This is a genomic window from Desulfosarcina alkanivorans (assembly GCF_009688945.1).
Taxonomy (GTDB): Bacteria; Desulfobacterota; Desulfobacteria; order Desulfobacterales; family Desulfosarcinaceae; genus Desulfosarcina; species Desulfosarcina alkanivorans.
Map to the genome: position 1 here is coordinate 1,264,328 of NZ_AP021874.1, position 12,318 is coordinate 1,276,645.

At 56.7% G+C, this 12,318-nt stretch carries 8 protein-coding genes; 1 reads left to right on the forward strand and 7 read right to left on the reverse strand.

Annotated elements, in window-relative coordinates; all coding sequences use genetic code 11:
- Positions 1–95: 95 nt before the first annotated feature.
- From tagF to DSCA_RS05620, 7 genes are all read right to left on the reverse strand, one after another.
- On the reverse strand, positions 96–851 hold the full coding sequence (gene tagF, locus DSCA_RS05590) for a type VI secretion system-associated protein TagF (RefSeq protein ID WP_155315488.1): 756 nt from the start codon (positions 849–851) through the stop codon (positions 96–98).
- Positions 836–4,330 (reverse strand): type VI secretion protein IcmF/TssM N-terminal domain-containing protein, encoded by a 3,495-nt coding sequence (locus DSCA_RS05595; protein ID WP_155315489.1) that lies wholly within the window; start codon positions 4,328–4,330, stop codon positions 836–838. Before DSCA_RS05595 ends, tagF begins: the two co-directional genes overlap by 16 nt.
- The gene (locus DSCA_RS05600) at positions 4,331–5,011 is read right to left on the reverse strand and encodes a DotU family type IV/VI secretion system protein (protein WP_155315490.1); all 681 of its coding nucleotides are present in this window, start codon (positions 5,009–5,011) and stop codon (positions 4,331–4,333) included.
- Between the two features lie 2 nt (positions 5,012–5,013).
- The gene (gene tssK / locus DSCA_RS05605) at positions 5,014–6,399 is read right to left on the reverse strand and encodes a type VI secretion system baseplate subunit TssK (RefSeq protein ID WP_155315491.1); all 1,386 of its coding nucleotides are present in this window, start codon (positions 6,397–6,399) and stop codon (positions 5,014–5,016) included.
- A gap of 4 nt (positions 6,400–6,403) precedes the next feature.
- Positions 6,404–6,952: a type VI secretion system lipoprotein TssJ gene (tssJ, locus tag DSCA_RS05610; protein WP_155315492.1), complete on the reverse strand. Its 549-nt coding sequence runs from the start codon at positions 6,950–6,952 to the stop codon at positions 6,404–6,406.
- Between the two features lie 10 nt (positions 6,953–6,962).
- On the reverse strand, positions 6,963–7,691 hold the full coding sequence (locus DSCA_RS05615) for a hypothetical protein (protein ID WP_155315493.1): 729 nt from the start codon (positions 7,689–7,691) through the stop codon (positions 6,963–6,965).
- Between the two features lie 211 nt (positions 7,692–7,902).
- Positions 7,903–10,452: a hypothetical protein gene (locus tag DSCA_RS05620; RefSeq protein WP_155315494.1), complete on the reverse strand. Its 2,550-nt coding sequence runs from the start codon at positions 10,450–10,452 to the stop codon at positions 7,903–7,905.
- Positions 10,453–11,067: 615 nt separating this feature from the next.
- On the opposite strand from DSCA_RS05620, the gene DSCA_RS05625 reads away from it, so the two are divergent.
- The gene (locus tag DSCA_RS05625) at positions 11,068–12,318 is read left to right on the forward strand and encodes an ArnT family glycosyltransferase (protein ID WP_167527621.1); all 1,251 of its coding nucleotides are present in this window, start codon (positions 11,068–11,070) and stop codon (positions 12,316–12,318) included.

Consider the following 12,318-nt stretch of genomic DNA (forward strand, 5'->3'; position numbering starts at 1 on the left):
AAACTTGTTCTCATTGCGAATATAAGGTTTTTTCCAAAGGCTTTTTTACCATTTTCAATTAGAGACGTATAGGCTTTTTTTATAATTAAATCCGATCATATCGACCACAATTCGATAAAATCGTCGGCCATCAGCGGTCGTTGAAAAAAAACAATGAAAGATTTTTCCATGCTGCCACCCATGAATACCGTGCTCGGCGTTCCTGAAAAATGTCTTTTCAACGCCTGATGCCAGGCCCCCGCCAATATCAGTGGATCCTGACGTCCGCTGTGATCCAGTGGAATAATCAGTTTCTGTTCGGTCTCAAGCGTCCTGGCTTTTGCTCCGATCTCTGCCATGATCAGCTTGTGAAGCGGCTGGGCATCCCGGGTGCCCGGATCCTGAGGAATTCCCCTGAGCGATTCTTTCCACGCGGGTGCAGGTCTCTCCAGGCGCTGAAGATCGGCCTCCATCTGGCCAATGTTCTCCATCCGCCTGGCAGCTGAGTACTCCATTTTATCCCATGCAGCTGCCAGCACAAAAGGCAGCAGGTTCCAGTGTTTCTCCCAGTGGTCCAGGTGGCCCTCACCCATCAGCATCAGGGGGTACGGCCGGCCGACACCATCTCCGCTGCTCTTGCCGAGGCCGCAGACCAGGGATCCCTTTTTCATTCCCCTTGACCAGAATCGCCATGAGTAAACCCCTTTCCGGCGAACCGATTCCGGTAATCTTCCGAACCCGTTTTCCACCCATTGGGCGAACGCCCGGGCCAGAGGGGTTTGAAGGCTGATCTGAAAATAATCCCTTGCCGATGGATGTTTACCGAAGGCAGCCCACGACCATCGGTTCCGACCGATCATTTTCCCCAGCATGATGCAATTTCCTGGGGAACCCGTCCCGGTGAGGCCCGCAGCAGTCGAATCACTTTCTGGTGGCCGCTGAACTGATAACGCGGGGTTATGTATTTTATGCCCATCCGCTTGAGGGCGGACGCTGAATCGGGGAAATCGGACGGCCTGAATGTCCGCTGGCCGGTCTGAAAATCCTTCAGGAATTTAGCAAATCCTTGATATCCGCTGTAGACCCGGGTCAGCACAAGATTGCCGATTTCAATTTTAAAAATGACATCACCACAGTTTTGGGGCGACCATCGGAAGGTCTTTTTCACCGGATAATGGAGGTTGAGCAGTTTGTTCTTCTCATCACCGCATTGCAATTCCAGGGAAGTGGCATGGGGCTTGATGGCCGCATCCTTGTTGGCGTCCGTGGGATAGGCCTTGATGCTGACGCGGTATTCCGCCGCCACCGGCTTGGTCACACTTGCGCCGCGAGTCAGAAACGTCAAGAATCCCGTATCCAGATCCAGGGCGATTCCGTTGGCTTTTTTGGAATAGTAGCCCTTGCCGCGGCTTCTGCCGACAAAGGGTTCCGCTGGCCCCTTGAGAAATTTAATGGCATAGCCGTCCGAACCCATGAGCAGCTGATTCAAATTGGTACCCCGCGGCAGGTCCTGCACTTCAAGGTAGACATCCTTCTCCCACTTGCTTTGGAGATAGCATTGGGCTTCCCGGGCGGCGTACTGATGGTAAAACAGGATGGGCCCGCTGACCAGGTTCCAGAATATCGCCGTATCCTTGTTTTTCCGGCCCAGGGTCGTCTGGAGCTTTTTCTGGGCGGCCTGGGCTTTGAAAAAGGGCGATTCCCCTTCTGCAGGATCTCCTGCATAAAGATCGGAAGCCATCCTGAAGGCAATTTTCCGAGAATCGGTCATGGGCATCAGCAGGTTCAAGGCCTCCTGGTACTCGTTGAAGGCCTTGCCCGCTGCAATACGGTCTTCAAAACTGAACGCATCGGCGGCAGCCACTCCGGCACTGCTGCCCACCCGGCCTATTTTTGATGTCACTGACTGTGTGGCTTTTTTCAGGATGCCGGCGGCCGCCTTGCCCCCCTTGCTGTCGGCTTTGGCCTGGATGCGAACCTGATTGAAGCGGAACACCAGGTCCACCCAGGCCGGCCGTTTTTCCTGCTTTGCAACACCCTCAAGTTCGCGGGCCATGCTTTGCAGAAGCGCCAGGTATGGCCCTTTTTCCGACGGCAGGAGAGATCCGGCCAGTTTCCACTGCTCCCGGTCTTTCAGACGCTGGGGAGCGGCTGGGAAATCGGCGGCGAAGGCGCTCCAGGCATTGAGATGGGCGCGGGCATACCAGTTCTGGAAGTCCAGTTTCTGTGACCCGATGGCCAGCGGTTCGAACAATGCGCGCTCTATTTCTCCGAGATAGCCGTCCATCGCCGCCTGGCCTTTTACGGTAAATGCCGGGGCAACCACGATTTCATCGGATTCGGCCTCCAGGCCTGTCCAGTAGTCGGCCAGACGTATCCCGTCCACTTCACCATTGACATTCACCCAGTCCACCAGCCAGTTGAGCCGGGCACCGTCGAGGGTGAGAATATGCTTGAGCCAGGTTTGCAGATCCTTCAGCTCGTCGTTGAGAGAGGTATCCGATTCCCGCCAGAGCAGATAATACAGATACAGGTCGGAAAGCTTGCCGGATATTTCGTCGATGGTCTGCACCTCCAGCAGGGACGACGGGTACGGAGCGGCCGGCATTGCTCTGAGCGCCTCCAGGTCCGGCCCTTCCATGCGCAGTTTCAGCAGGTTGATCCGACGCGCCAGGTGCATGGCATGGTGCCCCATCACGCCGGAGGGGGTGGCCGCGCTGAATCGGGTCATCCGTACGCTCATGCGCTGGTCGAAATCCTTCAAAAAACCGGCTTTGAAGATATCGCAGTAGCGTTGCTTCAAGCCGGCTTCCACCCGGTTGCTTTCCGTAAGCCCCAACCGGGGAATCCACCAGTTTTCGTTTTGCACCTCTACCCGGCTCACGGCCTGGCGAAAACGGTCCAGCGTCAGAACATCGGTGGTGAGTTCCCCCTGGAGAACCGGCGGTTTGGAAAACTGACCGGATACGTCCCGAAGGGTCTTCAAGTTTTTCACGAAAGAAAAGCTCAGCAGGCCGCAGACGGCGATGATGACGGCCACCCAGGCCGTCAACCCGAGGCTTCTGGTCAACCGGCTCCACTCCATCGTTTTCTGGGTGGGGGCAAACAGGCCCCGATCCGCAGGCATAATGCGCGAGAAGAAATCATGCAGAAAAAGTCCCCGGTTGGTTCCCGGCAGAACCTCCTTTTCACCGATCAGCCCCATTGCATTGAGAAAATGGGAGTAAGGCGTGCCCTCCTGCCTTCCACTGGAGAAATAGATGCCCCGCAGGATCGGTGTTTCCTGGTAGGGGTTCTCCTGAAAGGCACCGCGCATGAAGGCATTCATGCCGGGTTCGAGTTTTTCGAACTCTTCCGGAAACATCAACAGGGCCGGATCGGCTTTTCTGGTTTTGGCGCCGGCCAGGTTCAGCATCAACAGCCGAAGTTCTTTCAGGCGGTCGGCCATGGAGCGGATGGTCTGCCCGAAAAACGTGTTCATGTCGGTGGACAGGGGATGGTTCAGGCGTCCCATGGCCTGCTGCAGAACCGGATCGTCAAGCTGATCGAAAAATTTGACCGCCCCCTGGATCAGGTCACACTTGGTCACCATGATGTATACGGGAAACTTGGCTCCCAGCACACGCATCAGCTCGTCAACCCGCTGGCGGATGCTTTTGCCGTCGCTTTCCAGTTTGCCGGCATCGCTCTCCATCAGTTGGTCCGCCGCCACGGCAACAACGAGTCCGTTAAGGGGCTCGCGCTTTCGGAACCTGGCCAGCATGGAGAGAAATCGTTGCCATTCGTCACGGTCCCGCCCCTGATCCACAGGAATCGCATAGCGACCGGCGGTATCGATGAGGATGGCCTGTTCGAAAAACCACCAGTCGCAGTTCCGGGTTCCGGAAATACCGGAAGCACGGGTGATCTCAGCAAAGGGCGAAGAAAGATCCGCACCTTTTATGGCCGTGGTTTTGCCGCAGCCGCTTTCACCGATGATCATATACCACGGCAGCACATACAGCGGGTTCCCGTATTTTTTCAGATGGGATTTGCGCAGGGCGTCGATGGCTTCTTTCCAGCGGGCCTGCATTTCCCGGGAACCGGCCTGTTCACCGGACGCGAGTCCCTTTATCCGTGAATCGTCCTGGGCGATGATCTGCTGAACAAATTTCTGTTCACTTTTTCGGGCCATGAGCTTTCTGATAAAAAGGACCCCAAGCAGGATGCCAGTCAGTCCAATGGCGAAAAAGATGCCCACCCACAGGGGCCATCCGATCATCAGGACCAGTCCGAAAACCAGCAGCAGCACCAGAGCGACCAGCAGCAGGAGCAGAAAGACCTTGAGTACGTTCATTATCAGTGATTTCATTTAAGGCCCCATATTGATAAGGGATTGTCCGATATTGCCGAGAATGAACCGATACACCAGGAAAAGCACACCGAAAAGCAGAACCGGCGCACCGGCACAGATCAGGGTGAAGGCGGAAAAGCGCTTCATTTTGGGTCCTGCCGCAGGCAGCTGGGTGCTCTCCGGCGCGTAGGCATCCGGAAAAAGGGTGGCCTGCTTCAGGTCCGGAAGCCCCATGGAACTGCCGGTGAGCAGCTTCAGATTCGAAATCTTGAGCTGTTCCAGCATAAAATCGTCGCCCTCGTTGCAGTATTGCCCTGTAAATCCCATGGCCAGGCAGAGGTAGTAAATCTCGCGCACATCCAGCTGATGGGGGCCGATGGCGTTCAAACGCTCGAAAAAAAGTTTTCCGGCATCGGCGGTGTTATAGTAGCGACGCTGCAGCTGTTCCCCCAGCCAGCGGTTCTTGCCCTCCCAACCGGAAGAGAGAACGGTCTCGTCGATCCAGGCAAAAACGGCAAAGCGGGCCAGATCATAGTCGGCGGACTGGAATCCGCCCTTCTGGCAGTTGGCTTCACTTTCTGCGATCAGCCTGCGGATATCCGCATCCACCTGTTCAAAAGAAGCCTGCCCTGCGGCTTCCGGCCGGATGACCAGGGCGGTGTAGGCAATCAGTTCGATGAAACAATCACTCAGGCGCATGGTTAAGTTCTCCCGACAGCCATCAGCTCAGCCTTCAGGTCTTCAGGGGCCGAATCCCAGTAAAGCGCCAGGTTGTTGCCATTTTGCACCTGGGCCCACGGATCACCATGATGGTCGATTTGAAAATAGAGGGTGTTCGCCCGCCGCGGCAGTTCCTGTGGAGGGGTCTGCAAATAGGTGAGTTTGATCCCCGGCAGTGAGCGGGCAATCAGGATCGGCAGGTATTCACGGGAACTGAATTTGGCGATCTGCTCCACGGACGCCAGCAAGGCCTGAGGATCGGACGCGGTCTCCAGTGCCAGATAGAACCGGTTGCGGCCTTCAAATATGGCCGGCGGCAGTTCGGTGGCATAGTAGGTGCCGTCAAACAAAAGAGGCATCATGTATTCGGGGCCGGCGGTGATCTCATCCAGCAGCTGGGTGATCAGGCGCTGGGCCGAGGAGAAGCAATTCCACAGATCCTGGTGCCGGTATGCGGGGACCAGTTCGGTGCCGTCGTCCAGCGCACCGGTAACGGAAATTCTTTCGGAAAACGTGGTCATTTCCCCGATCAGCTGGCGCAGCACGCCGTAGGCCGTCCAGGGATGGACCTGTCCGGCTTCGGTCAGATGGACCAGCATGGACACATAGCGATTCAAGCTTCGAAGGGCCAGCAGAAAGACCATGTCCCGGCTGCCGAATTCGGCCGTGTGGATGCCCCGGTCGCGCTTGTAGGCCTCCAGTTGCCGGCCGCGTGCGGAAATCTGATCGCGGACCTCCTTGATCAGGCGCTCCAGCGCCGGAACGGCTGCCAGATTCAGACACGGGGGGATATACTGTTCGCTCAGCACAATCGTATCGCCCTGCCGCTCCAGTCTGGCCAGGGGAATCAGCTCGTAATCCCCCAGCTGATCCGTTTCGGTTTCCCAGAAAAACTTCAACACCAGATGCAGATGCCGTATCTCGGCATTGGGACCGCTGCCGTGCTGATCCCGGACATCCTCCACCGCTTCGGTCGCCGCGAACCGGGTGGTCACGTCTTCAATCCGGCTCAAGTCCTCGACCACGGTAACGTTTTCTCCGCCAGGGCTCAATTTCTTCAATCCCAGATACACCATAAATGGCTTGCCACCGTCCTCCCAGGCACTTTCGAAGGAACGGGACTGAACCACGGCATTGTCCGGAATCACGGCATAGGTCGTGTCCTGAAAAAGGAAGGCGCCACCCGTCAGGCCGATGGACCGGTTCCCCAGGGCGGCCGACTTCACCGCCATACCGCTGACGCCCCAGAAATGGGGCGTCATTTTCTGGTGCAGCGGTTCGATCAATGCCTGGGTGTATCGATCCTGGAGCTGGAAATGCTGGGGCTGCAGAAACAGCCCCTGGTGCCAGTAAAGGGGTTTTTCCATCGGGCTATTTTCCTTCCGGCGTGGAGGTGGAAATGGTGGTGATCTGCTGCGGCCCGAGCACCAGCTCGACGCTCAAAGGAGCCGGCTTGCGCGTCTTTGTTTTCTTTATGAATCCTTTTTTCTCCGTATATTCGGGAATTTCCACCATCTTGACCATGCGGTCTTTTTCCAGGATATAGTATCCGGCCACGATGGCGACGTAGCGGGCACCATCGGCCCGGTCCAGGGTCATGTTGATGTCCTGCCCGGGCTGGATGATCATCCGCTTGGATGCGGCCGCACCGTCTCCGAAAAGGCTGCATTCGAGCAGTTTATACAACCCGTCCTGATCATTGGACAACTGGTTGAAGGTATTGGGATCGGACAACTGGTAGGCGCACAACAACAGCGTGTGCGCTTCGCCCTCGTCGAGGTTGAGTTGATCATCCGCCTTGATGTGCATGCGGATGGCCTCTTTTTCGTATGTCCACTCGGGAGGGGGGAGCTGTTTGGCGGCACATGCGGTTAGCATCAACAGCGACCCGGCAATCAATATGGAAATAAATCGTTTCACATCAGCCTCCTTATTTTCCGAATTTAGTCTGGCAGTTCTTTTCGAATTCTCTCAAAAAATCTTCCATGAAACGACCGGAACTGAACCATTTCTGGATTTTTTCGTAACGTTGTACGTATATTTCATACATTTCGGCCTTTTTCATCGGGCCGAATTTCAGCCCCCGCCCCACCTCGGCAGCCATTTTTTCCGGGTCCAGCACACCCAGCACCTGTTTGACCTTGGCATAGGCGGCCTCTTTGAAGGACTGCTGCGAAGTTAAAAAGGCGTTGCTGATCTGCCCCAGATAGGTTTCCAGGGAACTTCCCTCCCCTTCGCCTTCCAGGCGGAATCCGATCACCTGGCGGATCGTCTGCTCCGGCGAGCCCTCTCCGGTAAAGGTCATGTTGATCACGCTGATCAACTGATTGAGTGTATTGAAAATCGTGTTGAGCGATTCGGCGAGTTTTTCCAGCAGTTCACTGGAGGAGAGGTCGTCCATGGAGACCTTGCGCCCGAGCAGCAGCGAACAGACCCGGGTCAGGACGTCCTCATCGGTCTCATCGGTCATCAACGGCCGGCAGGTGTCTTGCGATCGGTCAATCAGCGCCTGCAGGGTTTCGATGCGCCTCTGGCGGTCAAACCCGGCCATCTGTCCGTCGAGATAGGCTTCCACCGAATCCGCCGAAGCATCGCCATCGGTTTCAAACCGGCTGGCAAGCGCTGAGGACATGCGGTTTATCAGATTCACATCGGTCATAGGTCGGCCTTTAGGGGTTCAGGGTTTGCGCGGCCCCATGGCTTCCAGGGACGCGCTAATCAAAACAGGGCCGTGTTTCGCAGGACCGGCTTCCGGCCGCGATGCGATGGGATGATCGGACGATCGCGGCTGGAAGCCGCTCCTGAAACCTTTCGGCTCCTTTCGAACATACGCTGAAAAAGCTTTTTACGGGCCCATCAAGCTGTCGCAATTACTCTTTTTTTACGTCCGATCGGATAATGATCGTCTGCTCCATGATCTCATCATCGTCATTTTCACGATCCGATGACCCGCCTCCGGGAACCTCGTGGGAGCGGGACTCCGGCACCCCATGGGGTGATGGCGGCAAGCCCGGCGGCGCGGCCTCCGGCGGCGGTCCCTGGTTTCCGACAGGTGCGGCTGGGCGCGGCGTTTCGATCAGGGTTGCCGCCAGATCATCATCCGCCGGAATCTCCGGGGGCGGTTCCATGGGATTCAATGCCGCCCTCCGGTCGGCCGGATTGATGATCAGGGTCGCGTCCAGGTCGTCATCCTCCCCCGCCTGCCCGAAAGCCGGCGGTTCCGGCGCACTGGACGGCGGGGATGATGCCGGTTGTTGGCCCCCCTCCCCCTGGATCAGGGTGGCCGGTGGAGGCCCGGTATTGAGAATCAGCGTTGATTCCAGATCCCCGTCAGCACCATCGAAGGATACGGGCGGTGAACCGGCAGCCTGCTGCTGAATCATCGTGGCCGCCAGGTCCTCATCTTCCCCAGCAGGCGGAGCTCCGGACGACGGCGATGGGGGAATGGACATCACCACCGTCTGCTCCATGTCATCGATGTCCGGCGGGACCGCAGGCGGTTCGGTGGCCGGCCCGGGCCGCAGTACAACCGTCTCTTCGATGTCATCCTCCCACTGAGCTTCCTGCGGCTGACCCTCAGGCGCATTGCCGCGGTTTACGACGTCAGCCGGCGGCGCTGCAGTGGATGCTGAAAAGACCACGGTCTCTTCCATATCCGCGTCCCAGTCAGCCGCTTCCGGCACCGGCACATCGGGATGCGTCATGGCAGGCGCGGCAGCCGGGGGCGGTTCACCCGATGAAGATGCATACACCACCGTTTCGTCCGCCTCCGGAAGGTCCGGCTGACCGGCCGTTACCCGGTCCGCAGCGGGTTCACCGGCAGCGGCGGCGGCTTCGGTCTTCCATTTTTCAAGGATGAGGCGCAGCACCGCGTCGATCCTGCCGGACGGTGCCGCCTTGATTTCGGCAGCGGACGCATCCTCGGCGCCGGAGAACATCTCATTCTTGATTCGCTCGCGCAACCCGTCACACGCAGCCATGAACGACGACGCCTCCCAGGCGACGCCGGTCTTCAAACCTGCGTGAACCAGCTGGAATCCGAGTCGCACCGCATCGGCCCAATACCCCTGCCAGCTCAAAGGGAGGCTGCGTTGCTCAGGCACCCAGAAGACCTGCCCGCTGCCGAATGTTCCGGCCGTATCCAGGCCGTCTATTTCCAACGATTCCACAGGGTGATCAGAGGTCAGGCCGTCGACCAGGCGGCCCACTTGAGTGAAAACGGCATCGGCCCCCTGACGGGAATTGACCAGCAGGGTCCGGAACCAGAGGGCCCCCAAAAAATGAAGACGGGGCGCCCGGGGCATGACGGGAGCGAAGGGGCTGTCCTGAAAACTGCCGATGGCATCCATGATGCGGGCCTTGAAATTCCAATATGCGGGAAGTCCCGTTCCCGGCGGGTGGAGATCCACGCCGATGCTCTCGAGGGACAGGTCAAATTCCTGTATGCCTGCAGATCCATCGGCCGGGATGAACTGGTGGCAGACCTGGGCCAGAAACGTCAGCTTAAGGTAGAGAATTTCCAGGAATTGCCGTTCCTGATCGCCAAAGAGAAATCCAGCCGGTCCACCGGCATCAACATCCGTTCCGCCTGAGATCATCGTGAGAAAATCGGCGGCACTCACGGAAGGCGACGGAAACATCATCATGTAAAACGGAAAAAAAGATAACGGTACGATGCGCTGGAGCGCCTGTGATTCAGGACCGAAGCAGGCTCCCCTGTCCGGGCATCCCCGGCAGGGCAGGTCACTCTCCTGCGGCAAACGGGCAGGCAGGTGTTTCCACTGGGCCACCAGTGCATCGGCATCCTGGACGAATTCCGGCATCTGCGCCGTTTTTTCAGGCACGTAAAACGGGGATGTGCCGGACGGGGCCGCACAGGACCGACAGTACAGAAAACGATCCAGGGAATCGGAATAGGCGGGCAGCCCTCTTTTTTTCAAAAGGGCATCGTCCCGGCAGAGCGTCAGCGCCGCCCCGCACTGCGGGCAGACCGGATGAAACCATTGTTGGGTGGTCTGGCAATAAAACAGGGACTGAAACGGCTGCAATCGGCCGTTTGCGTCTATCTGCCCCTTGAAAAAGACCGCCGGCGTGGCCGAGTCATTTTGAGTGTGGAAAACCAAGGCATTTTGCCAGGCCGCCTCCACAGCCAGGTTGGTGACCGGCACGAGAGACCCGGGTGTTTCGTATCGATCCCGCTGGAGGATCAGATGGACATCTCGAACACGGTGGCCGGCGTCGGTTTTGATGCGGCCCCGGAAGGTTCTGGAGTAAGGACTCGACCGAAAAGGGCGCTCCCGCCCACCGGTCCCGCCCCCTGAATGGAAATCAGGATCGAGCGCGAATCCGGACACAGCCGAATCAAGGCAATCGATCAAAGAGGGATAATTCTCAATTGGTTCCACGGTGGTATCCCCCATTTTTTCTCCCCGCCCTGAAAGCAGATCGTTCCGCTTGCGGGGAAATGGTGGTTTCACGTCAGCGACGCAGAGAAAAGGTCTGTCTGCGTTGGAACAGTTAGAAAAGCCCCTTGCGGGGCGTGGTCAGTCGGCCGGGAGCTTGGGTTTCTTAATTTGATAATTTGCCTATTAATTTTAAGCTTTTACAAAGTATTCAAAAATTGCTGGATTGTCAAGGCGGATTTAAAGGAGAAAATCCATTCAATTGGATAAAAAGGTGACAGAAGTGGCCATACCGCGCGCCCCAGACGTACGGCCCGCATTCGGATTCTTTGAATTTGCCGAACCCGTTGCATGAGGGACCTGCCGCCGGCCAGCCGCTCAATTGGGCTCCTTGCAGGAATCCATGGCGGAAATCGGCCTCACGGGGAGGTAAAAAGCTTGTCATTGCATGAATATATGGTTATGAACGACGCATTGTTGATAAGCCCCTAAATCAGATACGGGAGTCATTCATTGACAATTGAAATCAAACATGGCGGCAGGGCCGGGCCATCGGGCCACGGGAATTTTTTTTTCCTGTTTCTCACATGCGTTTTGCTTCTCGGCCTATATCTCAGATTGTTTATGGTGTCCGTGACTGAAATTGAGACACCATTTCGTGCAGATGCCAGACAATACACCGCTTATGCCTACAACCTTCGACTGCATGGAATCTATTCCAAGGACTTTGAATCATTAAAAGACGCTAACCATCAACCGGAACCGGACGCGTTTCGTTCTCCCGGATATCCGATTTTTCTCTATCCGTTTACCGCAACCCGGCAATTAGACCGGTTTGCCATTACTGTCTTTTATCTTCAAGCCATTTTGAGTACGGCAACCATCGCTGTTGTCTACTGCATCGGGCGGCGGGCGATCGGGCCTGTGGGCGCATCGGCCGCCGCCGCCCTGACGGCAATCAGCCCTCACCTCATCAATCTCAATGTCTACCTGTTGACCGAAACGCTTTTCACTTTTTTTCTGACCGGAGGGATTGCGTTTCTGGTTTCATCCATCAAATCGAACAGGGCCGGCCTCTGGTTGCTGTCGGGACTCACCTTGGGTTTCGCAGCACTGATCAAACCCACGCTCCAGTACTATGTTCTTTTTCTGATCGTGTTCATTCTCATCCACTCCGGATTTCAGCGCAGGATCAGAACCAGCCTCCTGGTTGGAATACCGTTCTCGATTTTATTTTCGCTCTGGCTGCTGCGCAACCTGGCGACCCTTGGCTATCTCTCCGACCCGACGCTGACCATCAACACCCTCCACCATGGCATGTACCCGCAATTCATGTACGATGGGCTGCCCCACACGTTTGGATATCCATACCGGTTCGATCCGGAGGGTAAGGCGATTGCCGGTTCCATGCAAAATGTCATCACAGCCATCGGCAACCGTTTTTGCGACCAGCCGCTGAAATATCTGGGCTGGTATCTGTCCAAACCGTTCTATTTCTTCGGCTGGGAAATGATTCAGGGCCGGGGCACGTTTATTTACCCGGTCCTGTCCTCCCCCTATCAGGCATCGCCAATGTTTGGTTTCATAGACGGTTTCATGCGTTGGGTGCACCCATTCATGGTCGGGTCGAGCATATTGGGGGCGATTCTTGTCTGGCTTCCGAAACACCGTCTGGCCATCGACCGGGAACATTTTCTACCGGCGCGTCTTCTATCTTTGACCTATGCCTATTTTATCCTGGTACACATTGCCGGGGCCCCCTTTCCGAGATATTCGATCCCCATCCGGCCGATGACCTACCTGTTGGCAATGATACCCGTTTGCCTCACCATCGCCGTTATTGAAAAAAAACGTTCCGCAACCCCGGAAAAGGGACAACCGTGA

What these genes read in the sequence shown, in the direction of transcription:
- DSCA_RS05615 (WP_155315493.1), bottom strand. Translation starts at nt 7,691, where the DNA reads ATGACCGATGTGAATCTGATAAACCGCATGTCCTCAGCGCTTGCCAGC.
- DSCA_RS05595 (WP_155315489.1), bottom strand. Translation starts at nt 4,330, where the DNA reads ATGAAATCACTGATAATGAACGTACTCAAGGTCTTTCTGCTCCTGCTG.
- DSCA_RS05620 (WP_155315494.1), bottom strand. Translation starts at nt 10,452, where the DNA reads ATGGGGGATACCACCGTGGAACCAATTGAGAATTATCCCTCTTTGATC.
- DSCA_RS05600 (WP_155315490.1), bottom strand. Translation starts at nt 5,011, where the DNA reads ATGCGCCTGAGTGATTGTTTCATCGAACTGATTGCCTACACCGCCCTG.
- tagF (WP_155315488.1), bottom strand. Translation starts at nt 851, where the DNA reads ATGCTGGGGAAAATGATCGGTCGGAACCGATGGTCGTGGGCTGCCTTC.
- tssK (WP_155315491.1), bottom strand. Translation starts at nt 6,399, where the DNA reads ATGGAAAAACCCCTTTACTGGCACCAGGGGCTGTTTCTGCAGCCCCAG.